This is a genomic window from Bythopirellula superficialaquae, from assembly GCF_059632245.1.
On sequence record NZ_CP197426.1, the window covers coordinates 509368 to 523571 of the forward strand.

The 14204-nt window shown below is 53.9% G+C and carries 13 protein-coding genes; 3 read left to right on the forward strand and 10 right to left on the reverse strand.

Translation table 11 applies throughout. From position 1 onward, the window contains the following. Positions 1 to 42 precede the first annotated feature (42 nt). From SH678x_RS02285 to SH678x_RS02305, 5 genes are all read right to left on the reverse strand, one after another. On the reverse strand, positions 43 to 1146 hold the full coding sequence (locus tag SH678x_RS02285; RefSeq protein WP_496921269.1) for a type II secretion system F family protein: 1104 nt from the start codon (positions 1144 to 1146) through the stop codon (positions 43 to 45). Between the two features lie 14 nt (positions 1147 to 1160). Next, the gene (locus tag SH678x_RS02290) at positions 1161 to 2363 is read right to left on the reverse strand and encodes a type II secretion system F family protein (RefSeq protein WP_496921270.1); all 1203 of its coding nucleotides are present in this window, start codon (positions 2361 to 2363) and stop codon (positions 1161 to 1163) included. A gap of 8 nt (positions 2364 to 2371) precedes the next feature. After that, positions 2372 to 3382 (reverse strand): type II secretion system F family protein, encoded by a 1011-nt coding sequence (locus SH678x_RS02295; protein ID WP_496921271.1) that lies wholly within the window; start codon positions 3380 to 3382, stop codon positions 2372 to 2374. A gap of 219 nt (positions 3383 to 3601) precedes the next feature. Next, positions 3602 to 4012, reverse strand: coding sequence for a hypothetical protein (locus SH678x_RS02300; protein ID WP_496921272.1), 411 nt, complete (start codon positions 4010 to 4012; stop codon positions 3602 to 3604). Then, the gene (locus SH678x_RS02305) at positions 4005 to 4571 is read right to left on the reverse strand and encodes an RNA polymerase sigma factor (RefSeq protein ID WP_496921273.1); all 567 of its coding nucleotides are present in this window, start codon (positions 4569 to 4571) and stop codon (positions 4005 to 4007) included. The genes SH678x_RS02300 and SH678x_RS02305 overlap by 8 nt, the downstream gene beginning before the upstream one ends. Positions 4572 to 4967: 396 nt before the next feature. Here SH678x_RS02305 and SH678x_RS02310 point away from each other — a divergent pair, with 396 nt between their 5' ends. After that, positions 4968 to 6644: an esterase/lipase family protein gene (locus SH678x_RS02310; RefSeq protein ID WP_496921274.1), complete on the forward strand. Its 1677-nt coding sequence runs from the start codon at positions 4968 to 4970 to the stop codon at positions 6642 to 6644. A 340-nt stretch (positions 6645 to 6984) separates the two neighbouring features. Here the strand turns inward: SH678x_RS02310 and SH678x_RS02315 are convergent, their stop codons facing one another. Continuing rightward, on the reverse strand, positions 6985 to 8124 hold the full coding sequence (locus SH678x_RS02315; protein ID WP_496921275.1) for a hypothetical protein: 1140 nt from the start codon (positions 8122 to 8124) through the stop codon (positions 6985 to 6987). Between the two features lie 446 nt (positions 8125 to 8570). Between SH678x_RS02315 and SH678x_RS02320 the strand changes: the two genes are divergently transcribed. Together SH678x_RS02320 and SH678x_RS02325 are read left to right on the forward strand one after the other, a co-directional pair. Beyond that, positions 8571 to 8990 carry a hypothetical protein gene (locus SH678x_RS02320; protein ID WP_496921276.1) on the forward strand — a complete coding sequence of 140 codons (420 nt, stop codon included), beginning with the start codon at positions 8571 to 8573 and terminating at the stop codon, positions 8988 to 8990. A gap of 646 nt (positions 8991 to 9636) precedes the next feature. Continuing rightward, complete coding sequence (locus tag SH678x_RS02325) at positions 9637 to 10044, forward strand: DUF4405 domain-containing protein (protein ID WP_496921277.1); 408 nt, start codon at positions 9637 to 9639, stop codon at positions 10042 to 10044. Here the strand turns inward: SH678x_RS02325 and SH678x_RS02330 are convergent. From SH678x_RS02330 to SH678x_RS02345, 4 genes are all read right to left on the reverse strand, one after another. Continuing rightward, the gene (locus SH678x_RS02330) at positions 10019 to 10726 is read right to left on the reverse strand and encodes a sulfite exporter TauE/SafE family protein (RefSeq protein ID WP_496923050.1); all 708 of its coding nucleotides are present in this window, start codon (positions 10724 to 10726) and stop codon (positions 10019 to 10021) included. The genes SH678x_RS02325 and SH678x_RS02330 overlap by 26 nt on opposite strands. Before the next feature lie 20 nt (positions 10727 to 10746). Beyond that, a complete protein-coding gene (locus SH678x_RS02335) occupies positions 10747 to 12831 on the reverse strand; it encodes a heavy metal translocating P-type ATPase (RefSeq protein ID WP_496921278.1) in 2085 nt (694 codons plus the stop codon). A gap of 357 nt (positions 12832 to 13188) precedes the next feature. Beyond that, positions 13189 to 13530 carry a hypothetical protein gene (locus SH678x_RS02340; protein WP_496921279.1) on the reverse strand — a complete coding sequence of 114 codons (342 nt, stop codon included), beginning with the start codon at positions 13528 to 13530 and terminating at the stop codon, positions 13189 to 13191. A gap of 5 nt (positions 13531 to 13535) precedes the next feature. Then, the gene (locus tag SH678x_RS02345) at positions 13536 to 14198 is read right to left on the reverse strand and encodes a cbb3-type cytochrome c oxidase subunit II (RefSeq protein WP_496921280.1); all 663 of its coding nucleotides are present in this window, start codon (positions 14196 to 14198) and stop codon (positions 13536 to 13538) included. Positions 14199 to 14204 lie beyond the last annotated feature (6 nt).

Sequence of the window (14204 nt, forward strand, 5' to 3'; positions counted from 1 at the left end):
TGTTTCGAGATATCTTGTTAAGTCTGAACATGAAAGTGTTGATTACGCGAGGGCGGATATTAGATCGAAAATGGGAGCGAGACAGCCAACGGCGATCACGAGGACGACGACGGCGATCAACAGCGTGGCCGCGGGTTGCAACAGCGAGAGATACATTTCGAGCCGACGTTCGACGCGGCTCCGTTTGAGTTCCACAAACCGATTGAGCGTCCAGCTCCGCGATTCGGACGAGGTCGCCGCTTGCAGGGCACGGGCTTCGGCCGGCGCGATGAGTTGCACACGGGACATGCTCTCCCAGGGGTCGGCACCTTGTTCCATTTCGTTGCGCACGAAGAGCAATTTCTGTCGGATGCGGCCATCAAAGTGGTAGCGGGCAAGCGTAGAAACCGCGCCGGCGAGCGGTCGGCCCGCGCGGGCATTCCCCGCCAACAGATTCAGCACATTGATCGACCGCAACTGTGCCAATGGTTTGATGAGCCGCCCGGTGACATGACGACGGACATAGCGTTTGAGCCGTTCCGATTTCCAAAACCACAACAGCGCGATTCCCGGAATTGCCAGCAGCCACCAATAGTTGACGATCCCATTACTGGCAGCGATGACAAATTGGCTGATGCGGGGTAGGTCCAATTCAAAGTCATAAAAAATGGCATTCAGGCTGGGGATGATTTTGATCATCAAAAAGGTCAGCACACTGGCCATCACTGCGAGCGTCAACAGCAAATAGACCACAACCTGGCGCAAGCGAGTCCTAATTCGCAGTTGAGCTTGATCGGGCTTGTTGATCAGATCGACCAATGTTGCCGGGAGAATGCCCGACTGTTCGCCGAAGCGGATGGCCAAGGCATCGTCGTCGGAAAGCACGCCGGGCGTTTGTTCAATCGCATCAGCCAAGAGCGTGCCGGCGTAGAGTCGTTGCGACAAACGGCGGAGTCGTCGTTTGTAGCTGCCGCGATGTTCAATGGCTAAGTTCGCCACGAGCGGCGCGGCTTCCAATTGTTCGGCGGCAGCCACGGCGAGAATTTTCAGCAGCGATTTCTGTCTCGCGGCAAGTGTATCCGCTGGCCACCAAGGCATGCACTTCCACGGAGAGTAGCGAAACTCAAATCGCCCTAGCCGCTGAAATGTTGGAAAGTGTTCAATCATGGTGAGAATTTCACTTAACCTGTTAAACCGTTAACCAACATCACCAAGGGAATAAACAACGCAAACACCACGATGGCCACAACCAGTCCGATGGAGATGATGGCAAGTTGCGGCAGGAATCCGGTCGACAATCGCAAACGATTGCGAACACGCTCCGCATATCCATCGGCCAAGGTTTGCAACAGGGGGATGTGCGGAGCACCTTCGGGGCCAGCCTGCAATGCATACACAACCGTCGCAGGGAGCGACGAACGGCGGAGCCGTGTTACATCGTTCGAGTCGGCTACGAGCACGCTCGCCAACTCTTGAGATTCCTGTTGCAGCCAACGATGGGGGCTCGTCTTGCCGACAAGTTGCAAGGCATCTGGCAACGGGATCTCGGCTTTCAGCGCTTCAGTGAGTTGCCGGACGTACCGTGCCATCTCGCCGACTTGCTGTGAATTGCCGTCAAAAAAAAGCCCAAGCATGCGGCTGGGGAAGATCCAGTTGCGCACCACTCGCACAACGACATAGAGGATGAAAGTCACGACGGCAGCCAAGGTAAGAAATTGGAATGGCTGGTAGAGCAACAACGAAGAGAAGAAGAGCATCACCTGGGTGATCCAGGGCAAATCCAGACCAAAGTCATCGAAGATATTCTTAAACGTGGGGACGACCGCGATGCTTAAGAACGCCAAGACTGCGACCGAGATCAATAACACGGTTGTCGGATAGGCCAAACTGCGAGTGAGTTGGGCACGATTGGCAAGGTCGCGGTCGGCTTCGGCGAAGACCTCTTGCAAGCGCTTCGTGCCGATCGTGGGCCCGCTCGCCAACAGCGGTAGCCAAGCGCGGATTTGCTGCGGCGATTGGGTCATTTCCGCGGCAGTGGCGCTCGATTGCATTTGAGTCGTGAGTTGCTCAAGTTCCTTTCGCGCGCAGCCACGTGGCATCTCTTCGGCAAACGCCGTCAACGCGGGGGCCAGCACGTTGCGATGTTCCAAGAGTTCGCCTACGCGCTGACGGAAAATTTGTTCCCCCGCGGTCGCAGCGAAAGGAACCGGCATGGGCGATAGGCTCGACCGTTCGATGCTGGGGGCTTCGATCTGGCGAATCAACAGCACCGCAAGTCCCTGAGCTTCCAACTCAGCGAGTGCTGCGGCTGCGCTCGTGGCGAAGAGTTCTCCCGTGCGGAGTTCTTCATCGGCGGTCAAGGCTTGATAGGTGAAATGAGGCATCGCAGGAATCAATAGGCCAGGGTGTGCAGCATTTGGACGTACGGTCCGAACAAACTCAAGCAATAAAAGAGCACGATCAAACCGCCGAGGAACGCGCCGATCAGCGTCGGCAGGGTGAAGTGCCAAACACCGGATTGCCGTTCGGCGGATTGACGGTAGGTTTCGGCAATGAATCGCAAAACTTGCGGCAACGGCTCGCCCCCCACGTCGCCGGTGAGTGCCCACCTCAGCAAGGGCGGAAACGCGTTCAAGCGGACTTCGTCGACCGCGAACAACGGCTGATTGTTTTCCTGCGCCGTGGCCAGGGACTCGCTGGCCGCGATGAGTTCAGAATCGTTGGAGGATTTCCCTGCCAGTCGTAAGCTGTGCGGTAAGGGGACACCCGCTTCAAGCAAGCTGGCAACTTGTTCGGCGAAGACTGACCGGGTTACAGTCGCAAAATAGTGCTGCGAACCGGGCAGCCACGGCTTATGCGGATTGGTTTGTCGCTGCCAGAAATAGATTCCCGCCACAACCAACAACGGCACGAGCGGCACCCAGACGAACATCCATGCGCGACCCCACAGCAAAAGTTGCAAACCCCAACTGGGCGTCACGCGGATTTGTTCGTAGATCGATTCCAGCGTGGGGGCATAGCGGAGGCAGAGGAAAATGAATCCGCAATACGCGAGCGAGAAAATCACCAGTGGCTGCACGAGCGCCTGGCCCAACGTGTTGCGTATGTCGTCCCAGGCGATCGGCTGGCGACTCAACCCGTCGAGCGCGAGCGGCAATTGATTCGATTCCAACCCTGCCAGCAGGGCATGCTGATACATCGGTGGGAATTCCACTTCCTCGGCGAGAGCCCCTTCGATCGGTTGGCCCAAACTGCTGCGGAGCGCCAGCCGCGCATTGATCTTGGCGAGCGCTTCCCGCGTCGTTTGGGTCGGATCGCCCAGCTCGATGGGAACGCCCGCCTCATCGAGCGCGGCGAGCTCTTCGTTGAGGGCAAAGATTTCTTCGAGGGTGACTTCGTTCATGTGGGGACGGCGCGCTATCGTGCAGAAATCAACAATTGTCATTCCGAAGGAGCCTAGGCGACTGAGGAATCTGGCTTCAATCTCGGCACGTTTTCAATGCGAAAAGGTGCTGCGAACCAGATCCCTCGGGTCGTCGAACTCCCCTCGGGATGACAGTGGGGCTTGTGGGAGATGTTCCACAAGAGTGATGCCGCGGCGGGCCTGACTTGCCTAATAAAATCAGTCGTTGATCAGATTCGCCTGCTTATTGCGCAGCTCGAAGAAGGCTTCGACCCAGGCCCAGGCGGGGTTGAACGTGACCCCCATTTCCTTGGCCGATTCCTGACGAAGCTCAAACTCGCGGGTGACCGTCTGATGCGCCAGCGTTGATTCTGCCGGCTCGGGCAGGAATCGCCCGGGGATGTTGCCGACCGCCAGCACAACCACCAGCGCGGCGATTCCCGCGAGGCGCTTGTTCCAGCGGCGTAAGCTCGTTGAGCGGCGGGCCGCTTCGAGCGTGCTGGGCCGCAAATCGTCGCTGGGTTGAACATAGTTACCGGCCGCGCGGACCAGCGATTCAACCGCGGCGAAGGCTTGGCGTTCGCGGCGATCCCGACCATTCTCGAAGGGATTGTTTTCTGAATTACTCATGAACCACCTCCACGTGCGCGGCCGTGAGCTTTTGCGTGAGCTTCGCCATCGCATAGCGATAGCGGCTCGCGGCGGTGAAGGTGGAAATTTCCAACACCTTGCCGATCTCGGCGAACGTCATGTCTTCCCAGATTTTGAGCACGACGACTTCGGCCTGCTCGGTGGGAAGAGTTCGCAAAGCGGTCCAAACGGCGCGATGCGATTCTTCGCGTTCGACTTCATCGACGAGCCGGCCGCTGAGCAAATCGGAAAGGTTGGCAATCAGGCCCCAGCGTTTCTTGCGGCGAATGATTTGCAGCGCTTCGTTGCGAACCATTCGCAACAGATAAGGCCAAGGAGCGTCGGCCTCGCGGAGATGGCTTGTATTGCCAGCCACGCGCACCAGCGCGGCCTGGACGGCGTCTTCGGCGTCGTGCTGGTTGCGGGTGATCGTCGCGGCATAGCGAACCAGCCGCTGCGACGTGAGATCAAACAACCCCGCCAGCGCAGCCACGCCGCTTTCCGTCATGCGGATGGCGCAGGTACGAACCTGATCAGAAAAGTTGGCGCTGTTATCCATCAACCGTCACGATGCACCCGCGACGCGATTTTGTCTAGTGAAATCAAAAAAATGTTAGCCGGCATCGTCCCGATGCCGTGTTTCCCGGGAGAAATCGCCCACGAAGAAAACAAGAAGCCATAAAAAGCCACTCATTTTCTTGCCTTTTTGTGTTTCTCGTGGCCATGATTCGCAAACCAGCGGTACCTAGCAAACCTTACCTAAACCGTTCATACCTCGCGCAATGCGTTTCGTTTCGCATGTGAGTTCCCTGTCGAATGTAAAGCTACGAAATGTTTAGCGGTTATCAGGTTCGCGAGTGATCTCTATCAAATTGGTAGCCAAACGAGCAGGCGCTAATCGCGTGGTATCTTTGTGTTGGCCGCCTCCCCGCTTGCTTCCCTCCCCCCAGATGCAATGCATCCCCTCCGCCCACGCACCTGGCACCGCTTGTTTCCATCTCTCGTGGGGATGGTCTGTCTGTTCGTCGCGTCGGCTGATCTTGCGCTGGGTCAGGCTCTGCCGATTGCCGATCCCGTGCAAGCTGAGGATGCGCTGGTCGAGGCGGAACGCCTGGACCGACTTGGCGATGCCACGGCTGTCGACTTTTATTTTGAAGCGGCCGCCCAAACAGCCCACCTGATGCGGCGCTACCCGGCCACAATCACGGGGGCAAGCGACATCGAAGAAATCTACGGCCAAGCGCTCGCAGGTTTAATCGAAAGCAGCCAGCGATACGCCAGGCTCAATCCCCAACGTCGCGGCATCTTGCTCAATGGCGGGACGCGTGTTCTGCCGATCCGCTATTTCGGTTTTGCCTGGCAGCCGACGGACTTCACGTTGCTGCTGCCTGCTCGCTACGAACAAAACAATGAAATCGCCAATCACTACATCACCGCCGGAATCGGCTTGCCGCTGATCGTTGAGCGTGTCACTCCGCAGCCGCTGGTGTTTGCCCGCGAGCGACAGCCGTTTGCCGCGACGGCTGTTTTAAAACCTCCCCAAAGTGGATACCAGCAAGCAGCGATGGGATCGAGCGGCTTCGTGCTTGAGCTGTACAACCCGCTCGCGTACGACAAAGTCCGCTGGGGGAGTTACGTGCTTCCGCTGGCTCGTGATTTAACGGCCCCCTTGGCCAAGGAGATCAACGAGAATCCCCGGCAGTATTTGCGAGGCTTCACTTCGCCCAACGACACGTCGGTCCAGCCGCAACTGTTTATGTTGGAACCCTACCAACGCGGCAAGATTCCGGTCGTCTTGATTCACGGACTGTATTCCGACCCGACCACTTGGGCCGACATGCTCAACGAATTGCGTGCGCAACACGATCTCTATGCCCGCTATCAATTTTGGGTCTTTCGTTATCCGACCGGCGGTAGCTTGCTCAATTCGATGACGGCACTCCGCCAACAGTTGCTGCTGGCTCGCATGGCGTACGATCCGTTTGGCAACGACGCAGCCATGAACAACATGGTTTTAATCGGCCACAGCCTGGGGGGCCTGGTGGCGAAAACGCAGATCACATCTTCGAACGATCAATTTTGGGGACGGATCGCCCAGCAGCCGTTTGCCGCTCTGCGTGCTCCGGCTGTCGTGAAGCAACGCTTCGCGGAGAACCTGTTCTTCGAGCCGGTCCCCTACGTGAAGCGAGTTATCTTTATCGGCACGCCCCACCGCGGCAGCCAGCTCACAGTCCGCGTGGCGGGTCGGATTGGAAGCGCCCTAGTGTCGTTCAATTCCAACGAAGCCGCTGAGTTTCAAGAGATTGTCGAAAGCAATCAAGATGTCTTCCGACCGGACTTCAGCAGAGAGCCACCCACTTCGATTGCGATGCTCGAACCCGACAGCCCGTTTCTCGCGGGGCTCGCCAACATGCCGATCAATCCCGCGACGCACATCCATTCAATCATCGGAACCGGTGGAGGCTATTTCGCACCCGAACCGGGCGACGGCGTGGTCTCGGTCTCGAGCGCGCGACATTGCGGCGAAAGCGAGCTCTTCGTGCCGACGGTGCATGAAGAACTTCACCGCGATCCGGAATCGATCAACGAAGTGGCCCGCATTTTGCGCCAGCACGCGGGGATGCTGCGTTAGAGACGCGAGGTTTCGTAGTTGGCCACGAGAAGCACGATAAGGCACAAAAAAAGCCATTACTGTTCGTGTTTTTTTGTGTTTCTTGTGGCAATGATTTCCTACAAGCATCAATTTCAGATTCAGTAAAGTAAGGATAGCCACGGAATTTCACGGACGTAACACGGATGTTGAAAAATGAGCAAGAATCAGATGCTTCGCACATACCGTCAAGCAACGGCTGCTGACTATCAGTAGTACTACTCACTCCTTACTTTCCGTGTTTATTCTGTGTTTCATCCGTGGCTGCTGATACGAAACTTAGCACACGAACCTTTGTGTCTTTTCGTGTTTCTTGTGGCTATCAATTGCGATGGCGGTGAACGATGCACATTGCCAGAGCCATCGCAAGTATCCATGTAGCTGGCTCGGGCACGATCAAAGCGCCGACAGTTAGCAGGGTGTAGCCAGCCAGTTCTCCCGTGGTGAGATACTCCAGGGTGTAGTTGTCGCCATAGGTGGCCGAGGTGAGTGGCGCCCAATCTTCCACTGTGGCGTCCCAATAGCGGATCGCATCGGTGCCGGAAATCAGATTGAAGAATTGACTTAATGAATTGTCAGCATCGCCGTAAAGAGCCAGCATGCCGCCGGTTGCGATGTTAATAAAGCTGTCACCCTTTAAGTTTGAATCGATAGTGAGTGTTCCAGGTACGCTGACTAATCCACCGTCCGTGATATCCAACGTGCCACGGCCAATGCTTCCGACAAAAAGCACGCTCGATAATTTTGAGCCGATCCCAGTCACCGTGGCCGAACCGGTTGAGTTTGGCATATTTCCCAAATAAACAGACCCACTCTTTGCCTGCCCACCTGCCTCGATACTGAGAATGCCATGACTTGTGTTGCCGACGAGGAGCTTTTGGTTGTTGATCCACTGAGAACCAGCGCCAGTTATGGTGACCGTACCAAACGAATCAGTGCCGCCTCCTAGAAAGCCGCGAATGCTACTCACCTGACCACCGGCCTCAATCGTGAGTGTGCCGTTACCATACGATCCAACATCTAAATAATCGCTGCTGATCCATTTGGAGCCCGTCCCAGTTACTGTAGCGGTACCTGACGAGCCTGCGAACATCCCAAGGCGGCCTCGAACATTACTCACTTCGCCTCCTGCCTCTATCGTCAGTAAGCCATGCCCCAAAGTCCCGATAAACAGTTCCGCGGCATTGACCCATTTCGAGCCCGTGCCACTAACGGTGGCCGTACCCGTCACATCTTTGCCGTAGCCAAGTGCTCCGGGGCGTGAGGCCAAAACGCTCCCTCCATCAACGCGCACACTGCCATAGCTCGTAATACCAACCAGCCCTGGCGAAGAGCTATGCCACTCACTGACATGCGGTGAGACATTTCCCGTCTGAACAATCGCCGCCGAGAGCGACGGAATAAGAATCCCCATCCCGACAAGCAGCGTTGCCAGCCAAGAACAGAACTTAAGATTAACCATCAACGCAGCCGAATATCGTTGAGAATTGGTAGCGAAAGGAGTGCCTCCATTCTATCAGGCAAAACACACTGTGCCACCTGAAAATGCAGCCAGCGATTTTCACGGTAAATCGCGATCAGCCCGCGTGGATCGTTTCCAGGCTTGTCACGTGCAAGAGGCCAAGGATCGCCCTGCGGTCTATGGGAAAGATAATGGGGCACGACGGTTCTCTTGGCAGTGTTCAGTAATGCGCGCAACAGAATCAAGTACATTTGCGACCTGTACACTGTGATGTGCTCCTTTTCGTCACACTTTTCTCCGATGAGTGCGGAACGGGCTCCCGAGCGATGCGTTTTTCCAGGATTTAGCTGTCGGAGTGATCGGCACCTCAATTGCTCGGCTAGTAAACTCTGAGGGCTCATACAGTGCCCTGTAAGACTGCCCGCTTGCGAAAGGATGCGACGATCATGAAGAAAAATCATAGTTTGGCAGGCGTCCTGGGGATTTTGTTAGTCGGGTTCGTCTCGGCTCAGGGTTTTGATGAGCCGCTGATTGAACCATTCCCCGACGCCGAAGCGAAGCCGTTCACTTTTTGGATGGATGTGAAGCTTGGAGAATCTCAAAAAATCTTCGCTGCCTTGGCGGAGGCCGATTTTGAAACCCTTGTCGGTAGCGCCAAGAAACTGACGGCTTTAGCCGAAATGGAGGGCTTTGTCCGCAACCGCTATCCGGGTTATAAAACTCAATTACGATCCTATCAATTCGCTCTTCGCGAAATCGAAAAGCAAGCGAGCCAGGAGTCGATTGAAGGGGTAACGCTGGGCTTTCAGCAGTTGACTTTGAGTTGCGTGAATTGCCACAAGCAACTACGCGATGCGGCTAAATGACTTGGAGTGAACATTTAGACCAAGTTTATGGTTTGGTAATCAAGGAGATTCTCGATGGCGTGTGTTCACTTGCAGCGACTTTACAATCTTTGCCAGGAACAGGAATTGAAACTTGGTGGAGCCGACTTGATCCGGGTGTTCTGTACACAATGCGGCGAGCAGGAAGTTTGTCCGTCTACGCTGATGGACGACTATGAAGAGAAAGAAAATGAGCCAATGAGGGAAGACTCAAAAGGTTAGAATTCTTGGAATCCTGCTGAGATTAATCCAGCGGGGTACGGTTGAAGGATCCTACGCTTCGAGATTGGCGCCAAGGTGTGGGGCAATGCTGTAAAAACTCAGTAAGCTGCTTGAGAGAGACCGAAATTGTGGAACCTAGGCGTTCTCGGGACAGGCTAAGGGTGGTGCGTTCTTATCGTAATAGCCGCACGGAGGTTTTCGAAGTCGTGGACGTCATACATGCGTAAGTACTCGAAATTGTCGATCGACTGGGAGTCGTCTTGGTGGAGGTGGTTGAAGGCAATCGAACTGGTGACAGTTCGGTCGTTTTTGTTTAAAATTAGGCCTGAAATCGCAACTCTTGTCTTGCGATCAAAGTTCTCGTCGTCGTTGATTAATTGATTGCCCCTTCGGAAAACCATGCGGTATGTCCAAGTTTACTAAGACCGATATCAACTTTTGGCTTGATGCCTTCTTACTCATTTTGTTTGTGATTTTTTCATGGATTACAATTATCCTCCGGTTCGTCTTTCCACCAGCTACGAAATCTGAAGGATGGAAATTATGGGGCCTCGACTATTTGGCTTGGACTGATATCCAGTTTGCGCTCCTTGCATTGTTCTCAGCGTGTATCCTACTACATGTGATGTTGCATTGGTCGTGGGTGTGCGGCGTCATCAATGGCTGGGCCCGCAAACGCCGTCCAGATTCAGGACCAAAGCAGGACAATGGCACTCGAACGCTTTGGGGAGTAGCGCTCTTGATTGCAATCTGTAATCTGATCGGTGTCGGCGTTGCTTCGGCGGTTCTTATGATTCGTGAACCCCTGCCGTAGTGGGTTCGCAAAATGGACAGGGAGGAGCGCTATCGGTTTCTTGTGATTGAAATTGTACGGCCCCACGAGCGATTGAGATAACGCCTGTCACTACGATGCACCACGCGGCAAGCTTGAAAAGTCGTGCACGATTCATTCCCGAAATAAACTGACCACTATATCCCGCAGCGACCATCATCGGAATTGTACCTAAACCAAATGCTAACATGGTGAGAATGGCAATTCCCATGGAACCGCTACTACTTGCTTTCAACAGAAATGCGTAAACTAGACCGCAAGGAATAAACCCTGTAAACACGCCCGCAACAAGTGGGCCGGTGATGCCGGGCGCAAGTAGGAAGGTTTTGAGCCAGGATCCAGCCCCACAGGGTATACTTCCTAACACTCGAAATGCGGGAAGCGATAAAACACCGGCGGTTATCAGGCCCATAAGCACAAGAGCCACGCCGGCAGTGATCGCAAGTGTTGCCTGTGACAGTACGACGCTGCTTCCTTGGGAGGTGACCCACGCACCGGCGAAGCCTGCGACTCCACCGCAGAAACAGTAAGTAAAGACTCGTCCAAAACTAAAGGCCATTTGCCTACGCCATAGACTAACGCCAGGTGTCACACCTGCTGAAAGTGAAATTGCTAGAGGGCCGCACATTCCCAGGCAGTGAGCCGAGCCTAGGATTCCGCTCACCAAAATGTAAGGAAGCTCAATCAAGGTGATACTCCAGCAAACTCCGCCCGCGGTCTTGTCAAAGTATTAGCAATTGTCGTCGTGTTTTGAGCAAATTTTTCGACTGATGGTGCATCAGGTAATTCAGGTAGATCCGGATAGCGACCCAAACGCAAGGAGTTGCCGATCACGAGTATACTGCTGAGTGCCATCGCGAGGGCTGCCCAGATTGGGTTCAATCGACCGCAAACTGCCAGACCGATACCGCAAGCGTTATAGATGAATGCCCAAAACAAGTTTTGCCTTACCACCTTCAAGGTATCTCGTGCTAGTCCAACGGCCCAAGGAAAGCGACGCAGGTCATCTGAAAGCAGGCACACGCCGGCCGCGTCGCGTGAAACGTCGGCACCGCATCCGAGAGCAACACCAACATCGGCAGTTGCCAAAGCCGGGGCATCGTTAAGCCCGTCACCGATCATCGCAACACGACCGCGTTTTTTGAGATTTTCCAGAGTAATCGCCTTATCGGCCGGTAATAAGCTGCCTCTGGAATGAATGCCCAAGAGATTGCCAATGGGTATGACGCGTTGTTGAAGATCGCCGGAGAGTAGGTGAATTTCGAGTCCTAGACGACGACACTCCTCAAGTGCTTGAACTACTTCTGGCCTAAACTGTTCGGCCATCAAAAATACTCCCTTTGTGCTCCCGTTCCAACCGACATAAATTTGCTGATGCAACGGATAATGCTGTAAGCGACAAGCGAGTTCTGGATGCGTTACAAAATTACGCTCTTCAAAAAAACTTTGGCTACCTAGGAACGCTGTGCCTAGTTCTGCCGTTTGACACGAGAGGCCTTGCCCTGGCCAACTTTCAATAGGCGAAGAACTAAGCTGAGTGAGTCCTGGTGAATGTTTGGATACAAAACCAGCGATTTCACGCGATAGGATATGATTTGATCCACTCGTCAAGGTTAGGGCAACTGACAGAAATTGCGATTGATCGATTCCGCTGGCAATTATGAGGTGGCAGTTGCTGGGGACACCAGTGGTAAGCGTGCCTGTTTTATCAAAACAGGCAAACTGAAGTTCGGCCATTTTCTCGAGCACGACTCCGCTACGAAAAAGGAGTCCAGCCTGCGCTGCTCGACCCAGAGCTGCCCATACGGCCATGGGCGTTGCCATTCCCAAAGCACAAGGACAAGCAATAAGTACGACAGAAAGGGCGGTAAGAATTCCTTGATTAATACCGCTTTCTGTGGCATGCCACCAACCAGCAGTCACTGCGATAAAGCAGACAAGTGGAATGAAAAAGAAGGCGACACGATCCGCAAGTCGTTCGTGCCGACCCTTGGCAGCGCGTGCCAAACGCACCATATCGATAATACGAGACAGGGTCTCTTTGCCATCGGAGGCGGTGACTTCGATCGTGATATCGCCATCGAAGTTTAAAGTACCTGCATAGACAGGGCTTCCTGGCGATTTGACAGCCTGTACGCTTTCACCTGTGACGATTTGCTCATCTACCAAGGCACGGCCGCAGGTCACAATTCCATCAACCGGGAACCGTTCACCGGGTAGAACGCGAACAATATCGCCAGTGCGTATCTCATTACGATTGATTTGCTGGACCTCGCCATTCGGCAGTTTCTTGCGTACTTTCTCGGGAAGCAACTGGATGAGTTTGTCGAGCGAAGTACCTGCGCGATGCTTACCTTTCGCCTCAAGCCAGCGACCGATGGAAACGAAAACCATGACCATCGCGCCGACTTCGAAATAAACATGTCCTGTCCCGCGAAGAACTGAAACGATCGAATAGCAATATGCCGCGATAATGCCTGCTAGAATGAGCAGATCGGTTGTCAACACGCGGCGTTTAAGAGACTGTCCGACTCCCTGGGCGATAGGGCCACCCAATAAATAGAGAACAGGGAGTGCGAATAAGAATGTTGCCCATCGAAAAACTCCCCGTAGAGTTACGGCCAAAGGATTGGTGAAGGAATTGACGGGATAGAGATCTTCGCTCCACAAAGCCATTGTAAAAACCATGACATTCATGGTGAAGAAGACACCCAAGCCCAGTCGAAGCATGGCTTGTGCAGAAACGCCTTGTTCTTCTTTAGCTGCCATGACATTGGCCACGGATCGGCAGCCAGAACAGCAGAATTCGATTGAATCTGGTGATGCAGAATTTCCCCATGCCAATTGCGAAGGCAAAGGCAGGCCACAGAATGCGCAGTAGCGGTCAGTTGTAGTAGTACTCACGGTGGCGACGCAATTTCAGTCTGTAATGCTGGGAACAGGTAGGAGATTGTGTAGTAAACAGCAAATACCCAGAACCCTAGCCATATGAGTCGAACATACCAAGGTATGCGATTCCCGACGTATGTGTGCCATCGCCCTTCTTCTTCCGGAGTCGTGGTCTTTATAGGCATGCCCTCAGCTTGCGTTTCTAAATAGTCACTCATGATCGATGTCTTCCATGCCCTAGAGGATTGAATCGCTGAAATGTGCGTCACTGTCAAATCTGTCCAACTGTTCTTCGTGTTCCAACATTGTCACTTTAGGACCTTCGATATCGTTAAACATGCCCTGAGCTGCCGCCCAACCCAACATGCACAAAAACCCCGCGCTGGCCAGTAAATAGTTCATGAGCGGTGCAACCGCAAATACACCTTCGGAAGCGGCTGAATCAGAGTCTTTGACCAGCTTCACCAGTTCAATGAATTTGCTACCGAACCCGAAGAAACAAAATCCAAGAATCACCACCGCCATCGCCAGAACGATTCTGTTTCGCAGCTTATCAGCGTTTTGAGTTTCCTGAGACATGCCACCTACTCCAATGGATTTTGCATTTGATCGACCAAAGGTACATATTTTTCGTAGAGCGGGTACTCTTCCAACCAAGATCCCAACCATTGGACATAAGTGATAATCGCAAGACCGCGTTCATTGGGTTTGTCGGGATCGTTCTCATCAAAAAACCAAGTGTAAGCGGGCATCGGTGACCGCTGAGACAACGTTGCAGGGTCATAGAAATGCACAGCGTGCCAATCGTTGCTGCGTCGTCCGCCTTCGCGGCTTAAATCAGGACCAACGCGACGAGTGCCCCACAAAACGGGACGTTGTAAGCGATTCTGGTATTCTGGCGATGAAGCGACTTTGCCCCAGCGAATACTCTCATTGGAAACGGGACGGACAAACTGGCTGTGACAATGCCAGCAACCTTCCGCGACGTAGACATCGTGGCCTAACTGCAATGCTTTGGCGAGATTCTCTTGATTGGCTGTTCCGTAGTATTTCTTGAATTGTTCGGGATAGCGCAAGCTCAGATCCTCGAATTGATAAATCAAGTTTTGATTCTCGACCAATTCGGCGACGGACTGTTCGGGAAGATCCCTGTACAGCAGGATCGGAACAAGCGCGTTCGACAAAAATGCGAACAGAAAAAATCCGATGCCACCGACCAAGAGGATGCCTGATTTACTTTCGAACATAACATT

What these genes read in the sequence shown, in the direction of transcription:
- SH678x_RS02285 (WP_496921269.1), bottom strand. Translation starts at nt 1,146, where the DNA reads ATGATTGAACACTTTCCAACATTTCAGCGGCTAGGGCGATTTGAGTTT.
- SH678x_RS02290 (WP_496921270.1), bottom strand. Translation starts at nt 2,363, where the DNA reads ATGCCTCATTTCACCTATCAAGCCTTGACCGCCGATGAAGAACTCCGC.
- SH678x_RS02295 (WP_496921271.1), bottom strand. Translation starts at nt 3,382, where the DNA reads ATGAACGAAGTCACCCTCGAAGAAATCTTTGCCCTCAACGAAGAGCTC.
- SH678x_RS02300 (WP_496921272.1), bottom strand. Translation starts at nt 4,012, where the DNA reads ATGAGTAATTCAGAAAACAATCCCTTCGAGAATGGTCGGGATCGCCGC.
- SH678x_RS02305 (WP_496921273.1), bottom strand. Translation starts at nt 4,571, where the DNA reads ATGGATAACAGCGCCAACTTTTCTGATCAGGTTCGTACCTGCGCCATC.
- SH678x_RS02310 (WP_496921274.1), top strand. Translation starts at nt 4,968, where the DNA reads ATGCATCCCCTCCGCCCACGCACCTGGCACCGCTTGTTTCCATCTCTC.
- SH678x_RS02315 (WP_496921275.1), bottom strand. Translation starts at nt 8,124, where the DNA reads ATGGTTAATCTTAAGTTCTGTTCTTGGCTGGCAACGCTGCTTGTCGGG.
- SH678x_RS02320 (WP_496921276.1), top strand. Translation starts at nt 8,571, where the DNA reads ATGAAGAAAAATCATAGTTTGGCAGGCGTCCTGGGGATTTTGTTAGTC.
- SH678x_RS02325 (WP_496921277.1), top strand. Translation starts at nt 9,637, where the DNA reads ATGTCCAAGTTTACTAAGACCGATATCAACTTTTGGCTTGATGCCTTC.
- SH678x_RS02335 (WP_496921278.1), bottom strand. Translation starts at nt 12,831, where the DNA reads ATGGCAGCTAAAGAAGAACAAGGCGTTTCTGCACAAGCCATGCTTCGA.
- SH678x_RS02340 (WP_496921279.1), bottom strand. Translation starts at nt 13,530, where the DNA reads ATGTCTCAGGAAACTCAAAACGCTGATAAGCTGCGAAACAGAATCGTT.
- SH678x_RS02345 (WP_496921280.1), bottom strand. Translation starts at nt 14,198, where the DNA reads ATGTTCGAAAGTAAATCAGGCATCCTCTTGGTCGGTGGCATCGGATTT.